The organism is bacterium (assembly GCA_013360215.1).
Classification (GTDB): Bacteria; CLD3; CLD3; order SB21; family SB21; genus JABWCP01.
Genome location: JABWCP010000013.1, coordinates 1 through 18,789, shown reverse-complemented (window position 1 = coordinate 18,789; position 18,789 = coordinate 1). Strand labels below are relative to the sequence as shown.

Here is an 18,789-nt window from a genome sequence, read left to right as displayed (position 1 = left end):
AAATGATTTGTCTATTAATTTTTTATAAACACTGTTTAGTTATGAGGTAAAAATTTTTATTTTGTTTGTTTACTTGTTTTAATGAGAGCTTGCAAACATTCATGCGCTCCATTAAAAATAATCGGCTTCATTTCTTCGGGAGCTACGAGCATTCCACGCAGAATCAAAGTGGCCATACCGTGTACGGCGGCCCATGTCGTAAACGAAGCGATCTCTACATCAAAACCTTTAAAATAGCCTTGATCAATACACTTTTTAATCGTCGCACGAAGCAGATTGTAAGACATTTCACTAAAGTCGGTTCCTATCGGTTCACCGGTGTTTTCGTTCAGACAATGTTCCAAAAATTTGCGCGGCTCCCGCATCACAAACATGAGATCGTAATATTCGGGAAAATCCATCGCAAAACGTATGTACGCTTGGCCCATGCTGTACAATTCATCGATCGGATCATTGAAACTTTGTTGGGCGGTTTCCAGTTGACGTTTATATAAAATTTGGAAACCTTCGTTGAAGAGTTCGTAATAAATTTGATCTTTGTTGTCGAAATAAAGATAAATAGCCGCCGGGCTGTATCCAATTTCTCGCGCAATATCACGCATAGTAACATTCGCAAAACCTTGCTTCAGAAATAATGCTTTGGAATGCCTAAGCACCAATGCTTTAATATCTTGTCTTTCGCTTTCTTTTGGTCTTGCCATTTTAATATTAATTAAACATCGTTTACTAAACACTGTTAAAATAATACGAGAACGATCCATTGTCAAGGTAATTTTTTTGAAACGAGCCTAAAGCACTCTTTTTAGTTATTTATTTCAACCATTTTCGTGTAAAGAATTTCAAGATTTAATTAAAACGGAACCAAACATAAATGCGTTGATACTTGATCGATTGAATGATTTTTTGGGACTGATGGAGCTAAGAGATTCTTGTTTTTCCTTTAACCCATCTTCGTTGACTTTCAGAGGTGTTTTGGTTATGTTGGCCGACGGAAAGGAACCCATGTCAACCACATCAAAACGTATAACTTTGCCGGTACTCGGCGAAGCTTCAAGGCAACGCGCACCACGTTCCAATAAACAAAAAAAAGTGAATATCGTTTCACTTGGATGCCCCAAAAATCAAGTGGACTCCGAAGTCATTTTGGGCAACCTGAAGCATACGCGTATCGTAGATAAAGCCGAGGACGCCGATACGATCGTAATCAATACCTGCGGTTTCATCGAAAGCGCCAAACAAGAATCTATTCAAACTATACTCGAAGCGATCGAACTCAAAAAACGTGCCGCCAAAAAAGGAATTACCAAAGAAATCATTGTTGCCGGGTGTTTATCAGAGCGCTATCCGAAAGAATTAGCCGCCGAAATGCCGGAAGTTGATGCTTTTTTCGGCGTACACCAGTTTGACAAAATCACCGAGCGCATTGAAGGGCATTATCAGCAAGTTTTGTTTACCGAACGCATTCTTCTCAACCAGCGCCACTACGCCTACCTCAAAATATCCGAAGGTTGTAACCAGCGTTGCGGGTTTTGTTATATCCCACTGATTCGCGGTAATCTCGACAGCAAATCCATCACTGACAATGTCGCTGAAGCCGAAAAATTAGCCTCGCTCGGCGTTAAAGAACTGATCTGCGTTTCCCAAGACACCTCATCTTACGGATATGATTTTGATCGCAGTGCCCCTAATCTCCGACAGAACAAACACCTGATCGAACTATTGCATGCTTTGGGTGAAGTGCGCGGCATCGAATGGATACGCGTTATGTATTTGTATCCATCCTTATTTTCCGATGCCTTGATCGAAACCATCGCAACGCATCCCAAAATCTGTAAATATATTGACATGCCCGTTCAGCATATTTCCGATCGCATACTGAAAACAATGCGTCGTAATACCGGAAAAAAACAAACCACCGACCTGCTTTATAAAATCAAAGCACGCATGCCCGATGTCGCCCTACGCACATCTATGATCGTCGGTTATCCCGGAGAAACCGAAGCGGACTTTGAAGAATTGTGTGATTTCGTTCGCGAATTTCAGTTCGATCGGCTTGGTGTATTTATTTATTCGCAAGAGGAAGGCACCTACGCGTATGATTTGGAACCTCAAGTCGAAGAACCCGTAAAAAAAGAACGTTTTAATCGTTTGATGGAAATACAGCGTGAAATTTCTCACGCCCATAACATGGAAAAAATTGATAAAACATTTCGTGTGATGATTGATACCCAGAACAACGAGCACTATATTGGTCGGACTATGTCGGACGCTCCGGAAATAGACAATGAAGTAATTATTACTTCATCCCGGAAATTAAAACCGGGACAATTCGTTGATGTAAAAATCACCGACGCGACGGAATACGACTTGTATGCTGAAGCGTTATAGAGATTAGCGTTAACTTTTAAACGATATGTATTGTGGGACATATATCATAACCTCATCTAAGCTCAAGGAGTGGTCAATTTGAAACGAATTTTAAGCCTTATCGTGCTCACCTTTTTAGGTAGCTGTGCGCTGCGGGGACAAGCGAACATGGGCAAAACCGGTGGCGGCCCTTTTTTCTTTTTGGATGCAGCCAATGTAGCAGCCAAAGACACCACCAAAGGACGAGTGGAAATTTTTATCAAAATCGCTTATAGCGAATTGTTATTTGCACGGTACAATCAGGTACTCTTCCGTTCGCAGTATGAAGTCAATTATACGTTAGCCGACAAAAAAGGCAACGTAGTGCTTCGCGAGATACAAGATAAAGAGATCGTTACCGAACATTATGAAGAAACACTTTCCGATCTGCGATTCCATTTTAGCCGCCTGACGCTCAATATCGATCCGGGTGAATACATTCTTACCGTTGTTATCACGGATAAAGAAACACAAAAATTCGGTCAGCGTAAACTAAGCCTCCCAGTGCGCACTTTTCGAGAAAAATCAATCGGCATAAGTGATCTGCTTTTTGCCGATAAAATTCAAAAAGACAGTGTGGACGATATCATACATATTCTCCCAAATGTATTCAAAAGCTTTGATAATGAATTTAAAAAATATGCCGTGTATTTTGAAATCTACAATTCCAAATATGCCTGGAAAAACCGCGACTCCACCGGAAATCTCCCGGAGGAAAATGAACCGGTTCGCATTCGCTATCGTGTCTTCGATAAAAACCAAAAAATTGTAACGGAAGATTCCACCGTCCGTGAGGTCAATCAATTTCAGACATTCAGTTCGATCGAGATTGATAAAAATAAAGTGAGCTTCGGCAAATATGTTTTAGACGTGATGGTATACGGCAAAAACGGTGTTCGCGCAACCTCCAAAGCGATATTTGACGTGCGGCTATCAACGTTTACCGCGCCGTCGTTATCGGCAACAGCCTTTGATTTGGATGTCGCCATCAAACAAATGCGTCATGTCGGGAGAAACTTGAGTACCGATAAAATTCTCAAAGGAACGCAGAAAGAAAAAGCCGATTTTTTTGAAAATTTCTGGCGGGCAAAAGACCCTACACCCGGCACTGAGCGTAACGAAATCATGGAAGAATATTTTCGTCGTGTCGATTATGCCAACCGATATTTTACATCAGGATACCGTGAGGGTTGGGATACGGATCGGGGCATGGTTTTTATTATTTTGGAAGCTCCGGATGATATAGAGCGACACCCTTTTGATAACAACGACAAACCTTACGAAATTTGGTATTATTATCAGGCCAACCTTAAATTGTTATTTGTGGATATCAACCAGATCGGAGACTATGAATTGATGAATCGTCAAGAATTTGAAAGTTATCTCTACCTGAGGCGTTGATATCATGAATGAAACGAACAACCTAGGCGAGCAACCATCCGCTATGATGCGCTGCGGATATGTGGCGATTATCGGTCGCCCCAATGTCGGCAAGTCCACGCTGATGAATCAGCTTTTGCATGTCAAACTAAGCATTGTCACGCCCAAACCTCAAACGACTCGCCAGCGTGTTCTTGGCATACTCAACGAACCCGATACACAGGCCATTTTTTTGGACACCCCCGGGCTCATTGCACCGCAATACGCTCTACAAACGGCCATGATGAAAATAGCGGACCAATCCATGGAAGCAGCCGATGTGCTGCTTATCATGATCGACGGAACTTCAAAAGCCGAATCCGATTTTGTACAAGAACTGTTTAAAACCAAACTTCTACATTCCGATATTCCCAAAATTTTGGCGATCAACAAAGTGGATCGTATGGCCAAACCGGAATTACTTCCGATGATGGATGCGTATATCAAGACCGGATTTTTCAAAGAGGTCATCCCTATATCGGCGCTCGAAAATGACGGTGTGGAACAAATGAAACAAGTGCTTTTCAAATACCTGCCGTTGAACCCGCCATTTTATCCGCCTGATGCGTTGACCGAACAACCCGAACGCTTTTTTGTAGCGGAGATAATTCGTGAAAAAATTTTTCTCCATTACACACAAGAGGTTCCTTATTCGACGGAAGTGGTCATCGAAGAATTTAAAGAAAGAGAACGCGGCAAAGATCTTATTCGAGCCATAATCATAGTCGAGCGTGATTCACAAAAAGCAATTTTAATTGGAAAAAAAGGCGAAGCGCTCAAACGTATCGGTGAAACGGCACGCAAAGATATTGAAACCTTTCTTGATCGTCAGGTTTTTTTAGAATTGTGGGTGAAAGTAAAAGAAGAATGGCGCAGTAACGATGCTATGCTCCGGAGTTTGGGATACCGGTGATACGATTTTGTGGAATTATTTTAATCGCAGTTTTTTCGCTGATTAAGGCCTGTACCCCACCTACCGAAGATTCACCGTCCCGTCGAGTCCGCCAATTTACGCACTCCTATTTTCATCGAAAATGGGACGCCGCCCTTGTTCATTGTACCGATGCCGCTCGCTCTAAAATACTTAATGCGTCCTCTTTTGAACGACAGCTTCCCGATATATGGAAAGAGCCTGACATTTCGATATCGGAGTTTTATGTTAAAGATTCAATACCGGACTCTACCGGTACTATGATTTATGATTTAGTACTTCTTGATCGGGATGCTACGGGCGGTTTTCAGGAAAGTTTGTTTCGGATAACACTGAAAAACGATAGCGGCGGGAAAATCAGTAATTATCAATTTATCCGGAGTGACTATGATATCCGTTGATGAAGCGCTGGACACCATATTATCCAAAGTTAAACCGCTTGCGATCAGAACGGCACCTTTTACGGATGCCTGCGGTTATGCCCTCGCAGAAAATATCGTGTCCCGCGAAATGATACCACCTTGGGATAATAGTGGTGTTGACGGTTACGCTGTAATTGCTTCCGATACAAGCAAAACCAAACAACCGTGTATGCTAAAGGTTTTGGACACAGTTCATGCCGGCAATGTATCAACAAAAAAATTGACCCCCGGAACAGCTATTCAAATCATGACCGGTGCGCCTGTTCCGCGAGGAACGACAGCTATCGTCATGGTAGAGCATACGCGTCGCGACGGCCAATGGGTTCATATAGAAAAACCGGCCCACGAAGGTGACCACATCCGTAAAGCCGGATCCGATATTCAGAAAAACCAGATCGTTTTTTCACGCGATCACATCATACGACCTTATGATCTTGGTGTTTTAGCGTCTATCGGAAAATCAAAAATTCGTATTCAAACCAAACCGACCATCGCATTGCTTGCGACCGGTGACGAATTGTTATCCGTTGAAGAAAAACTAAAACCCGGCAAGATACGCGCCAGCACACATTTTGCCTTGACCGCTTTATTACAAAAAGCCGGTTACCCCGTAATCAATCTGGGAATTGCGCGCGATACACCCAAAGCCATCGCAGCTCAAATACAAAAAGCATTAAAAGCAGACGTCATCATCACAACGGGCGGCGTATCCATGGGCGAAAAAGATTATGTGCGCCAAGCAGTTGAAAAAGCGGGCATAAAAATCCATTTTTGGAAAATCCGGCAAAAACCGGGAAAACCTATGGTTTTCGGATCAAAAGGGGGGAAATTGTTTTTCGGATTACCGGGAAACCCGGTGAGTTCGCTTGTATGCTTCGAACTGTATGTGACACCAGCAATAGCCCGCATGGCAAGTCAACCGTCGCCGATTTTGCGCATTCCGGTCCGTTTGGATCACCCTGTTTCCAAAAAACCCGGGCTTCGGCATTTTTTGAGAGCGCGCCTTTATATTGATGATGGTCAGATCAAGGCTTCATTATCCGGCGAACAAAGTTCCGGCGTTCTCTCGCATATGGCTTATGCACAAGCGCTCCTCGATATACCGGAAAACGACGGAGATAAAGACAAAAACGACACCGTGGATGCCGTCATGTTGGATCGCGATCACCTCCATCAATTAATCGTTTCCATACTTTGAGTGATGACGACACATTTTGATATACAGCCGCTCGAGTTTGATAAACTCAAAGAATTGATTCGCCAATGTGTGCTCACACCTATGGCGGACGCCTGTGTCCAGGCTATGAAACCCATGACGGATGCGGATTTGATCGAAAAACGTTTGGATATGTTGGTCGAAATGGCTGACCTATTGCGTTATGATGATACATTTCCGATTGATACCTTGACCGATATACGTCAACTTTTAGATCGCATCCATTCGCACGGAACTTTTTTACCTTCATCCGATTTATTGCTTGTAGCACGATTTGTCGAAACGACACGCAAAATAAAAAATTATGTACGCCATCGCCATGAAAAATACCCTTTGCTTTCGCGCAACACGGATACGTTGCACGATCTGCGAACTATCGAAGATGCCATTCATCATGCGATCGACGATCACGGCAACATCAAAGATCACGCCAGTCCGAAGCTGCGCCAATTGCGTCGCGATATTGACAACAAATCGCACAGTCTTCGAAAAAAACTAGAATCTCTTGCCAGGCAATTTGCCGATGCCGGATATTCACAGGAGGCTATCGTAACTATGCGCGACGGGCGCATGGTCATACCTGTTAAGGATGAATATAAGAATACCGTTCGCGGTTTTGTGCATGATACGTCGTCCAGCGGTCAAACAGTTTTCATTGAACCGGCCGAGGGGCTCGAACTCAACAATGAAATGCGCCGTTTACTCATCGACGAACAAAGAGAAGTCGAACGCATTTTGATCGATATCGCCGATGCGATTCGCACAGACCGTCACGCGCTGAATGAAAACATCGACATTGCAACCATGATCGAATTTTTGTACGCCAAAGCACGGTTTTGTAATGCGCTTCAAGGCATCAAACCCAAACTCAATACCAGCGGATACATTCGAATTAAAAAAGGATTTCACCCGCTGCTGCTGCATAAAGAAAATCAGAAGATGCCGGATCAAAGGCGTCCCGTGATACCGCTGGATATAGAGATCGGAAAAAATTTTCGTACACTCATTATTTCCGGTCCCAATGCCGGTGGAAAAACCGTTGCCCTCAAGACCGTCGGACTTTTCGTATTGATGACGCAATGCGGTTTGTTGATTCCGTGCGGATTTGACAGCGAACTGAGTCTTTTTACCAGACTTTTTGCCGACATCGGCGACGATCAGTCCATCGAAAACGATCTCTCCACTTTCTCCTCGCATATGCAGCATTTGTCCGAAATGGCTTCCCAACTGGATGATCAAACACTGATTCTTATTGACGAAATGGGAAGTGGGACCGATCCCAAAGAAGGCGCTTCTCTTGCTATTGCGTTGCTTGAATATTTTAACACTCACCGCGCCGTGTCGATCGTAACGACGCATCACGGCGAATTGAAAGCGTTTGCTCATAATACGCCGGGTGTTGAAAACGGCTCCATGGAATTTGATCAAGCTACGTTAGAACCGACCTACGTTTTCAGACCGGGTATTCCCGGCAGCAGCTATGCGATGGAAATTTCCAGGCGTATCGGTTTACATCCTGATATCATCGAACGCGCTAAAAGCTTATCCGGCACCGAGGCCTTACGACTCGAAACACTGATACATGATCTTCAATCCCGCGTCAAAAAATATGAAACCGACCTGGCCGATATCAATCGCGAGAAAACCGGGCTTGAAGGCATGGTTAAGTTTTACAATGATCGGTCCAAAGAACTAAAGCAGAAGGAGCGCACACTTAAACAGACCATTTTAGAAGAGAAGCAACGCGTACTGGCTGAAGCCAATAAAAAAATCGAAGCAGCGATTTTGGAAATCAAAAAAGCCGAGGCCTCCAAAGAAGCCATCAAATCTGCCAAAGCCTCCATACAAAACGAACGGCTCGCCACGGATCAAGCCTTAGCTGATGAAAAAAATTTAACTGAATTCGTATCTGAACCGCTTCATGTCAAAAAAGGCGACCGTGTTTATATACGGCACATGGATATCGAAGGAACGGTCATCGAATCTCCCGGAAACGGCGGTCAGGCGCTTATCGCGGTTGGAGCCATCCGTCTTAAAATAGACCCTCGCCAACTTTCCCCTGCTCAAAACGCCGGTGAGAAAAACTCTTCTCCCGCACGTCAGACCATCCAATGGGATACTGATGATATCGGGCAAGAACTTGATTTACGAGGTTTGACTGCCGAAGAAGCGCTGTATGAAGTAGATAAATATCTTACCGATGCGGGAATACTAGGGTTCAGAGAAGTGACATTACTCCACGGCAAAGGCTCCGGCATACTGAGAAATCGTATTAATGAATTTTTAAAACGAGACCGCCGAATTGATTCCTATCGGTTGGGGCAGTACGGCGAAGGGGATACGGGTGTCACCGTGGTCGTTTTGAAAAACGATTGATTCGCCTTAGTCATCCCATAAGCTTTTGAAATATTCTTCATAAAAATCCATCGTCTTATCATAGATCACATCTTGCGTTTCGGCGATTTCAACTACCGTCATTTGGTCATCATGTATCGGTGTAGCGGATTGAATTTGTGCGAAAAAGTTTTTCACCACCGGTTCGCGTTCAACCTCCGAGTCAAACTCGAACATCAAATCGTATAGAAGCGACAAATAATAGGCCTCCTCGATTTCTTCATAAAAATAGCGTTCGATCAGTTTTCTTAATGTACGTTTAAAAACTCTTCCGCGATCTTTTTCTGAAGTGACGGCATCGCCAATGATCATATCACGCAATTCATATATGTAATCCCGCGTTAACTCCGAATCTTTTTTACCGGAAATATCCACGAGATACCGTTCGATATAATTTTTTCGACCGCGTTTGTGCGCCGATATTTGTAAAAGAGGTAAGGCCGCCGAACGCAGTTCACGCGCTGAAATAACACCACGAAGAAACTGGTCAAGAATACCGACCATCTGGCGTTTGAGTGAAGGTTTTGTTGTCGTCATAGTTAACACGAAAAAACCTTCAGAATTATCTGAAGGTTTTTCTTAATCACTTATAATATTGATTAATGGGCCGGTCTCCAAATCGGATAATAAGCTCGGCTGTCTTTGGAAATCATTTTTTTCTCCTCCGTGCCATCCCGGTTAATAAGATAAATATAACCGCGAGTTGATGTACGTTTTGAATACACAATCCGGTTACCGTCCGGAGTCCATGCCGGATCAATATTGTTCCCTGATTGGGTAACTTTTTGTATACCCGTACCATTCGGATTCATTGTGAAAATATTCAGACTGTCGTTGCCGTCTTTTAAATACGAACTGTAAAATGCAATTTTATCTCCGGACGGTGAAAAACGCGGACGAGCCGCGATGGAAGCATTTAAATCCGTTAACTGTGTTTTTCCTGTACCATCTGCATTCATGATCCAGATTTCTTCATTCCCCGTTTTGGACGATGTATAGACTATTTTAGATCCGTCGGGTGACCATGAGGGGTGACAAAAAATATTTATTTTATCATCTATTTCTGTCAATTTCGTAGGTAACGTATCGCCGTATAACGTATCTGAAATCGTCGTTTTATAAATATTAAATAAGGAATCACGATTTGATAAAAAAACAACCTCCGACGTATTGAGAGACCAGTCAGGGCGTAAATTTAAAGTCAACCCTTTGATTACGCGATTCGTGTCCTGATAATATTTACTATAGGTGATCGGTGTTATGGATGAACTATCCATATGCCGTATATAAATATTAGAGTGCGCTGGTTGACCTGTTGAGCTATTAAAAAGGTGAATATTGGTATATGCAAAAACCCGCCCTGATTTTTCCCAAGTAGGATCAAGTTCAAAATCGTTATAACTCACATCCAATACATCTCCTCTGGCCGTATCATGAACAGCATAAATATGCTGCGAACCGGGAGACTCCGAAACGAAAAGAAGATCAGGATGAACTTTTGTCAAGTCCGCAAAACGTGCAAAATAATCATCTTTCTTATCACATCCATTAAGCACCAACAGTCCCGCCAATAAGACCGAAACGATAGATTTTTTCATATGTATTCCTTTTGACTTTTTTATGGTTTCAAACGATGAATCATGCGTGGGAATGGTATCGTTTCACGCAGATGCTGGATGCCGCAAATCCATGTTACCGTGCGCTCAACTCCAAGCCCAAAACCAGCATGGGGAACCGTTCCATATTTCCGAAGATCCAAATACCAATCAAAAGCTTCGACCGGCAGCTTATGTTCCTGAATGCGTGACAATAGCGCTTCATAATCATCTTCACGTTGACTGCCACCGACGATTTCGCCGTATCCTTCTGGCGCCAGAATATCCATAGCTAAGGCTTTATCCGGTTCATTGGGATCGCGTTTCATGTAAAATGCTTTTACGGCCGACGGATAATGATGCACGATCACGGGACGATCATATTTTGCTGAAATGATCGCTTCGTCCGGCGCACCAAAATCATTACCGTATTCAAATGGTTGGTTCGCTTCTTTCAGTATTTTTACAGCCTCGTCATAATGCACACGCGGAAACGGCGCCTTTACACATTCCAATTTCGTGATATCGCGTTCGAGAGTTTTTAATTCCTCCATACGATCTTTTAATACAGTTTGTACGATATACTCTAGGAAATCCTCCGCCAATTCCATGTTGTCATACAGATCATTAAACGCGACTTCCGGTTCCACCATCCAAAATTCGGTTAAGTGTCGGCGTGTTTTGGACTTTTCTGCACGAAATGTCGGTCCGAAGCAATACACCTTTCCGAATGCCATAGCGCCGGCCTCTGCATAAAGCTGACCGCTCTGCGTCAAATATGCTTTGGTATCGAAGTAATCCGTTTCAAACAAAGTCGAAGTGCCTTCACATGCCGCCGGAGTGAAAATCGGCGTATCTACTAGTGTAAAACCACGACCATCAAAAAAATCGCGAATGGCTTTGATAATCGTATGGCGAATGCGAAGGACGGCATGCTGCTGTTTAGAACGCAACCACAAATGCCGGTGATCCATCAGAAAATCAATTCCGTGCTCTTTGGGGCTTATCGGGTAATCCTTGGCATAACCCAATAAAACCACCTCGGTCACTTGCAATTCGTATCCGCCGGGCGCGCGCTCATCTTTTTTCACTTTCCCCTTAACCGACAAACTTGATTCCTGTGAAGCGCTATCCGCAGCCTCCCACGATTCAGGGGTAACGCCAGGCTTATACACGGTAGCCTGTATCGTATTGGTTCCGTCACGCACAAGCAAAAAATTCAACTTGCCGCTGGAGCGTTTGTTATATAACCACCCTTTGATGGTGACTTCTTCACCATCTGAAAACTTACCTTTAAAAACATCTTCGATATAAACACGCGAACGCATAACACATTCTCTCATCAGATATTAAAAAATGAATTAAATTATTTTTTTATCATTGTTTGCCAATTGGCTGTGGCGATTTCGCCACGTGCATTCGAGTGTATTAACCTCAAAACCCCCGAATCTTCCATATCTGCAAATACAAAAATAGTCTGCGCCGGTTGATCTTTTAATTGAAGAAAATACCAAATTTGATACGGCTTCATATCCGATTCAAATTCATGTTTTTCGATTTGAGCGGGCATACCATACACGACCATGACACGCCCCATATCCGTTTTCCATCCCTGCACATTGGGCGTTGTAAACTTCATATTAGCTTCTTCATACCGTTTGTAATAATCCATCAGCTTTTCGTTGGATTTGGTACCCGGTGAAGGGTCGCGATCTTTCCAAAAACGATCTAAAAACTTCTTTTTACCTTCAAATTCCAATTGTGAAAAAATCTTTTTTTCATCTTCGCGACCGATGAGCGAAACGATATTTCCTGCACGGATGGCTCCGGCTTCGTCCAAGTCTTTGAAAAATGAATCGTCCGCCTGAGTTTCATAAATGGATTCACCTTCGCGATAGACCACAAATAATTTTTTGCTTATAGCGACGGATTTACTGGCATTGTCCGTAATGCGTACCATAAAAACATAACGACCGCTTGGCAGCGAAATAACATTCACATTATGCATAAGCAAGGATGTTTCACCGGCTTTATTGATCTGTCTGGATGGGTACTCTTTGATGATGCTTCCGTTTTCGTCCGTTACGATAAATTCTGCCGTATACGTGTTTGTCATCGCATCATCCGGCGTGTGTTTCAGATTGTACACTTCCGAATAAAAAGATAACCGAGGCAGATTGGAACCGTAAAAACGTGTCGGATTGGGATAAACCGTATATCCGTTTTTTACAAACATTTCACCGCTGTTCCCGCCTTTGAGCGCTTGTGTCGCAAACTGAATCTGGCTGATCATCAATTCACTTCTATCAAAATCATATACCTCTATGGATTCGGTATAGCTTCCGCTCCGCGACGCATCATTTTTATCCTGTATCGTAGCTTTGAGAATATATTTTGACGGCTTCAGCAATAAAGGATATTCAAACAACAAAGGTACTTCTTTGCCGGTATCGGCTTCCGCAATGCGATCATCCATTACGGTTGTCCATGTGTTTTGAACAACATTTTTACTGTCGTTGAGATCGGTAAACTCCAAACTCACCGTATATGCCGCCGAGTACGATGTATCTTTTTTCACAAAATTGAACTGATTGCGGGACATATAAAAATACAACTGCGTGTAAGTAACGTTTTTTTGATTGAACATTTTAAATGCCGCATAATCCACATAAAACGACAACCGCCCCGAACTCTGATTGCCGGAACCTTTTTGCGCATTAACTTGCGTCATGCTCGCCCACAGCATCACACAACACACGATGAGAATACGATGTTTCATGCCAACTCCTTACACAATGATCCGGTCTGACTTAGACCGGGGTTAATATAATTTCGTTTAATGCGTTAATGCCGAATCCATGGTTTTCAAAACAGCTACTTTGCCTTCTCCGGTTTCGCCGGACGTAAAATCAATCGGCCATTCCCAAGTGCCGTAGGCTTCGTTGAGCGATTTGAGTATCGGTTTTCGCTCACTGTTTTTCAATTTATCGGCTTTATTGGCGGCGATCAAAGTCGGGACTTGATAATAATTGAGGAATTCCGCCATCTGAAGATCCGACGCCTGCGGTTCGATACGCGCATCAATGATAAGTACTGCCAGACAGATACGGTCGTTTTCCGTGAGCCACGCGCCTAGATTACGTTGCCAGGCTTCTCTAAGTTTCCGCTCGACTTTGGCATAGCCATAACCCGGCGCATCAATCAGATAAAACGTATCATTTATTTTATAATAATTCAGGCACTGCGTCTTACCGGGCGTGGAACTCACGCGCGCCATTTTTTTGCCGGTTAACGTATTGAGCAAGGTAGATTTGCCCACATTAGAGCGCCCGAAAAATGCTATTTCCGGCAACTGCGGTTTGGGTACCTGTTCCGGTTTATAGACGCTGGCTATGAATTCGACGGACTTAATGATCATGCATTCCTGTCGGGCTTCGGTAGTATACCCATCTGCCCTAAAAAAAACAACCGGAATCAACGCATTCCGGTTGCTCTCAGCTTCATTGTAAAAAAATCAAATATGAACGGCTTCTTTGTACGCATCCAGCGCCGCTTCCATCATCGCTTCAGACAACGTCGGATGGGCGTGAATCGTATTGCCTATTTCTTTATATGTGGACTCCAAAGACTTCGCGATGCCGTATTCGGCGATCATTTCCGTCGCTTCGGAACCTAAGATATGTGCGCCGAGCAATTCGCCGTACTTCGCATCAAAAATCACTTTTACGAAACCGTCACGTTCGCCGATCGCACGGGCTTTGCCGCTGGCGGAAAAAGGAAATTTACCGACCTTGATATCATACCCTTTTTCACGCGCCTTTTTCTCCGTCAGACCGATGCTGCCGACTTGCGGCTGGCAATAGGTACATCCGGGAATGGATGAATAATCAATCGGGTGGGTATCTTTTCCAGCAATTTTTTCGACGCAGACGATACCTTCATGGGAGGCCACGTGAGCGAGCCACGGTGCGCCGATGATATCGCCGATCGCATAAACACCCTGTACATTGGTGCGGTAATACTCGTCCACTTTGATCCAACCTTTTTCGACGGTAACACCGATTTTTTCAAGGCCTATATTTTCCGTATTGCCCTGCACGCCGATGGCGACGAGGCATTGATCAGCCGTGATCGTCTGTGTTTTACCTTTACTGGAAACGGTTACGGTAACATTATTGGCGCCGACATCCACTTTTTCGACTTTGGTATCGGTGTGAATATCCATGCCTTTTTTCTGGAGCACTTTGAGCAGCGTGTTGGAGACTTCTTCATCTTCAACGGGCAAAATCGTCGGCATCATTTCTACGACAGTTACTTTCGTGCCGAAGGTATTGAAGAAATAGGCAAACTCAATACCGATCGCGCCGGCGCCGATGATAACGATGGACTTCGGCTGTTCGGTATTGGTCATCGCTTCCGTGCTGGTCAGAATGCGTTTGCCGTCGGCTTTCAGATTGGGCAGCATACGTGCGCGGGCACCGGTGGCAATGATGATATGTTTACCTTTGACCTGAACAATTTCTTTACCGGTCGCATCGGCCACACTGAGTGTACTTTTATCAAGAAATTTGCCGGTTCCTTTGATGACTTCGATTTTATTTTTTTTCATCAAAAAATCGCCGCCTTTGGAATTGGCATCAGCCACATCGCGACTGCGTTTGATGATGGCTTTGTAGTCATACTTGAGGTTGTCAAAGGAATAACCCCATTCAGTGGCATGTTTCATGTGTTCATACATCTCGGCATTTTTCAGCAATGCTTTCGTCGGGATACAACCGATATTAACGCAGACGCCGCCGATTTTTTCACGTTCGACAACCGCTGTTTTGAAACCGAGTTGTGCCGCTTTGATCGCTGCCACATAACCGCCGGGGCCTCCGCCCAATACCACTACATCAAAATTTTTGGTCTCCATTCGATCCTCTTGATTGAGATAACATTTTATTTTAGATTGATTTATAATTTCTTTAAGCCCTGCAAACTAAAAAAAACGGTTTAAAGAATCAATAAGGGAATTGAATACAAATACTCTCTATGGATCAACCAGAAGAAATAGAACTCCAGACATTTATCAAACAGTTTCATCGTGATCGGGTGTCTGTGCGGAAGTATTGTTTTATTCTCGGTGCCGGAGCCTCCAAACAATCCGGTATCCCTACCGGCGGAGAACTTGCCAAGATTTGGTTGGATGGGATAAAAAATCTATATCGCTCGCAATACGATCAGTGGAAAAACGAAAAAAATATCGATGAACAAAATCCTGCGATCCACTACTCCGCTATCTACGATAAACGCTTTAAACTTAATCCCGAAGAAGGGTTTGCACAGCTTGTGCAAATCATGGATGGCAAAGAGCCGAGTATCGGTTATTCCGTATTAGCACAGCTTTTGACGGATCCGTTTCACAACGTGGTTATTACAACCAACTTTGACAGCATGACAGAAGATGCCTTGTTTATCTACACGCGGCGAAAGCCCCTAGTATGCGGGCATGAGTCTCTTGCGAGTTTTATCAACATCACTAGCAACCGCCCGGTGATCGCCAAAATACACCGTGATTTATTATTCGCCCCCAAAAGTAATTCAGATGAAACGTCGCAATTGGCCAAAGGCTGGATTGATGCTCTGACGCAGATATTCCGCTACTATACACCGGTTTTTATCGGCTATGGAGGTAATGACGGTAGCCTGATGGAATATCTTGAGAAACTCGAAACCCTCTCCAATGGTATGTTTTGGTGTTACAGGAATGCAGATGGTAAACCTAACGAACGCATACAAAAATTGCTAACCAATCAAAAAGGTTTTCTTATTCCCATTGATGGTTTTGATGAAATGATGATCGCCCTGAATGAAGAAATGGAATATCCATTAAAGGATCAAGAAATCTTAAATGTAGCCGAACAACGCGTAAAAAAATACCGCGAACAAATCGAAAAGCTCAACAAAGAAAATCCTGCCTCCGAAACTGCAAGAGCGATAGAGCTTGCAAACGAAAAATCACCCCGAACGTGGTGGAGCGTCGAGCTTGAAGTACAGACCGAGGAAGACTTGAATAAAAAAGACAATATATACAAAAAAGGTCTTAACGAATTTCCTGATAGCATAGATTTATATGCTTGTTATGCAGTTTTCTTAACAGATTTTCTTAAGGATTACAATAAAGCTGAAAATTTTTATAAAAAAGCTTTAAGCAAAAACCAAAATCATTTTTACATCAATGGTAATTACGCTAATTTCCTAAATCGAATAAAAAAAGATTATAAAGCCGCTGAAAAATATTACAAAAAGGCGATAGAGCTTGATCCCGAAAACCCTGATAATTATGGAAATTACGGTATATTCCTCCACACTATACGACAAAATGATAACGAAGCCGCAATATGTTATTCTAAAGCCATAAATCTTGGAACAATAAACCCAATCATTTTTGGAAATTTCGCTCAATTGTTAATTTGGAAGCGTGAATTTCCTAACGCAGAAACTAAAATTTATGAAGCGTTCCTATTCCCAACACATGATGAAAAACAAATTTATCTCGAACTTTGGTTTTACCGGTTTGCCAATTTCTACAATCAATATGGCGATGCTTGTTATGATGAGATATTAAAGCTGATCCGATCCGGTGTGCGCTCGCCCGGATGGAATCTGAAACCCAACATCGAGCTGGCGCACGAATATGGGCATCCGCATGTTGCGTTACTGGAAAAATTAGATAAAGTCATCACCGAAGATGCCCCCGTTGATATTTTGCCCGACAAACCCTAACATTATTCATTGTTAACATCATCTAAGGAATATCGTGTATGCCGATCTATGAATTTACCTGCAAAAAATGCGGTACGGATTTTTCTGAACTTTTCCATTCCAGCACGTTTGACGCATCGGAAGTCGAGTGTCCCAAATGCCGTGCCCATGAAGCCAACCGCAAACTTTCCGTTTTTGCCGCCGACTGCAAAAGCTCCGGCGAAAGTATGCCCATGATGGGCGGCGGATGCGGCGCGGGTTGCGGATGTCATATGAATTAGTTTGTTTTAATACAGTTCTCTTTTTTTCACGTGCTTGAGGGGTTTTTCATGTCCATACTGCACGATAATTTTCTCGGGCCCAAGGCGGAAAACGCCGAAGCCTTGCAAGAATCGCTGATCAAAATTCTCGACTGGCATGCCGCGTGGCGGCGTACGTTTTTTACGAACGATCCGGAGGTGTTTGATCGCTCGGCGACTCCTTCAGACAATACCTTGCAAAAACATCTGGATGTACTTTTGGAGCGCCTCAGTCACCAGCCACCGTATTTTTCGCCGCGTTATGCGGCCCAGATGCTCAAAGATCCGGCGCTCAGTTCCACTCTGGGTTATCTTGCCGCCATACTTACCAATCCCAATAACCATGCCTATGAAGGCGGGCCGATCACGACCGAACTTGAAATGGAATGCGTACAGGATTTGCTCAACCTCTGCGGTTTCAAAAAAGGTTGGGGCCATCTGTGCAGCGGCGGTTCGCTTGCCAATACCGAAGCCATGTGGGCGGTACGCGACGTATATACACAAAAACATAAAAAACCAGGCGCCGTACTTTTTTCACATATGGCACACTATTCATGGAAACGCATTTGCTCCATCCTTGCCATACAGGACGGTGTGGAAATTCCCACCGATTCCAAATTTCGCATGGACCTCGATGTGCTTGAGTCTGTACTGAAAAAAAAGAAAACCATGATGGTGGTCGCCAATATCGGCACGACGGGTGTCGGCGCGGTGGATGATATCGAAGGTATTTTGCAACTCCGAAAACGTTACGGGTTTCACCTGCATCTTGACGCGGCCTACGGCGGATATTCGCGTTCGATTATTTTAGATGCATCCGGTCGTATCAAGCCCTATGCGGATGTCGCGCTGGTCGTCAAACCGGAAGTTTACCTCAGTCTGCGGGCCATGAAAGATGCCGACTCGATCACGATCGATCCGCACAAACAGGGTGCTTTGGGATACGGATGCGGCGCGGTGATCTACAAAAACGAAGCCTTGCGATCGGCGATACTCAATACAGCGCCGTACACTTACCACATCAAAGACAAACCCAATATCGGCATGTTTACGCTGGAAGGTTCGCGCCCGGGTGCCGTCGCGGCAGGCTGCTGGCTCACGCACCGTATGATGCCTTTGCACGAAGAAGGCTACGGACGACTTTTGACGGAAAATTTTCTGGCCGCACAGGAATTGCATCGCCGGATTGAATCGGAATCGGGATTTCGTCCGCTGCACGATCCGGATTTGGACATCTATAGTTTTTACAAACCGATCGCGGCCTCCAAAACCGCTTCACTCCAAAAACAAAACAAACTGAATACCTCTATATATGAAGCGTTTTCCGTACTCAATCCCAAAGCGCCCTTTATTTTATCCA

General features: G+C 43.9%; 16 protein-coding genes. 9 read left to right on the top strand and 7 right to left on the bottom strand.

Translation table 11 applies throughout. From position 1 onward, the window contains the following. Positions 1–56: 56 nt before the first annotated feature. A complete protein-coding gene (locus HUU58_09620; protein ID NUN45931.1) occupies positions 57–701 on the bottom strand; it encodes a TetR/AcrR family transcriptional regulator in 645 nt (214 codons plus the stop codon). Positions 702–1,002: 301 nt separating this feature from the next. On the opposite strand from HUU58_09620, the gene rimO reads away from it, so the two are divergent. The 6 genes from rimO to HUU58_09590 all read left to right on the top strand — a co-directional run bounded on the left by rimO (position 1,003) and on the right by HUU58_09590 (position 8,770). Next, a complete protein-coding gene (gene rimO / locus HUU58_09615) occupies positions 1,003–2,388 on the top strand; it encodes a 30S ribosomal protein S12 methylthiotransferase RimO (GenBank protein ID NUN45930.1) in 1,386 nt (461 codons plus the stop codon). Positions 2,389–2,466: 78 nt separating this feature from the next. After that, positions 2,467–3,807: a GWxTD domain-containing protein gene (locus HUU58_09610; protein NUN45929.1), complete on the top strand. Its 1,341-nt coding sequence runs from the start codon at positions 2,467–2,469 to the stop codon at positions 3,805–3,807. Between the two features lie 43 nt (positions 3,808–3,850). After that, positions 3,851–4,738: a GTPase Era gene (gene era, locus HUU58_09605; GenBank protein ID NUN45928.1), complete on the top strand. Its 888-nt coding sequence runs from the start codon at positions 3,851–3,853 to the stop codon at positions 4,736–4,738. Beyond that, a complete protein-coding gene (locus tag HUU58_09600; protein NUN45927.1) occupies positions 4,735–5,157 on the top strand; it encodes a hypothetical protein in 423 nt (140 codons plus the stop codon). The genes era and HUU58_09600 overlap by 4 nt, the downstream gene beginning before the upstream one ends. After that, positions 5,144–6,376, top strand: a complete 1,233-nt coding sequence (locus HUU58_09595; GenBank protein NUN45926.1) for a molybdopterin molybdotransferase MoeA — start codon at positions 5,144–5,146, stop codon at positions 6,374–6,376. The genes HUU58_09600 and HUU58_09595 overlap by 14 nt, the downstream gene beginning before the upstream one ends. Before the next feature lie 3 nt (positions 6,377–6,379). Beyond that, positions 6,380–8,770, top strand: a complete 2,391-nt coding sequence (locus HUU58_09590) for an endonuclease MutS2 (protein ID NUN45925.1) — start codon at positions 6,380–6,382, stop codon at positions 8,768–8,770. 6 nt (positions 8,771–8,776) lie between these two features. On the opposite strand, the gene HUU58_09585 is transcribed toward HUU58_09590, so the two are convergent. The 6 genes from HUU58_09585 to lpdA all read right to left on the bottom strand — a co-directional run bounded on the left by HUU58_09585 (position 8,777) and on the right by lpdA (position 15,298). Continuing rightward, complete coding sequence (locus HUU58_09585; GenBank protein NUN45924.1) at positions 8,777–9,325, bottom strand: hypothetical protein; 549 nt, start codon at positions 9,323–9,325, stop codon at positions 8,777–8,779. A 62-nt stretch (positions 9,326–9,387) separates the two neighbouring features. Continuing rightward, a complete protein-coding gene (locus HUU58_09580) occupies positions 9,388–10,386 on the bottom strand; it encodes a PD40 domain-containing protein (GenBank protein ID NUN45923.1) in 999 nt (332 codons plus the stop codon). A gap of 20 nt (positions 10,387–10,406) precedes the next feature. Next, positions 10,407–11,711: an asparagine--tRNA ligase gene (gene asnS, locus HUU58_09575; protein NUN45922.1), complete on the bottom strand. Its 1,305-nt coding sequence runs from the start codon at positions 11,709–11,711 to the stop codon at positions 10,407–10,409. A 38-nt stretch (positions 11,712–11,749) separates the two neighbouring features. After that, complete coding sequence (locus HUU58_09570; protein ID NUN45921.1) at positions 11,750–13,162, bottom strand: GWxTD domain-containing protein; 1,413 nt, start codon at positions 13,160–13,162, stop codon at positions 11,750–11,752. 57 nt (positions 13,163–13,219) lie between these two features. Further along, on the bottom strand, positions 13,220–13,801 hold the full coding sequence (locus HUU58_09565) for a YihA family ribosome biogenesis GTP-binding protein (GenBank protein NUN45920.1): 582 nt from the start codon (positions 13,799–13,801) through the stop codon (positions 13,220–13,222). Positions 13,802–13,897: 96 nt separating this feature from the next. Further along, entirely contained in the window at positions 13,898–15,298 is a 1,401-nt protein-coding gene (gene lpdA / locus HUU58_09560) for a dihydrolipoyl dehydrogenase (GenBank protein NUN45919.1), read from the bottom strand. A 119-nt stretch (positions 15,299–15,417) separates the two neighbouring features. On the opposite strand from lpdA, the gene HUU58_09555 reads away from it, so the two are divergent. The 3 genes from HUU58_09555 to HUU58_09545 form a co-directional block, all read left to right on the top strand. After that, on the top strand, positions 15,418–17,151 hold the full coding sequence (locus HUU58_09555; GenBank protein NUN45918.1) for a tetratricopeptide repeat protein: 1,734 nt from the start codon (positions 15,418–15,420) through the stop codon (positions 17,149–17,151). A 38-nt stretch (positions 17,152–17,189) separates the two neighbouring features. Next, complete coding sequence (locus tag HUU58_09550) at positions 17,190–17,411, top strand: zinc ribbon domain-containing protein (GenBank protein ID NUN45917.1); 222 nt, start codon at positions 17,190–17,192, stop codon at positions 17,409–17,411. A gap of 48 nt (positions 17,412–17,459) precedes the next feature. Continuing rightward, on the top strand, positions 17,460–18,789 hold a 1,330-nt coding region (locus HUU58_09545; GenBank protein ID NUN45916.1), incomplete at its 3' end, for an aminotransferase class V-fold PLP-dependent enzyme.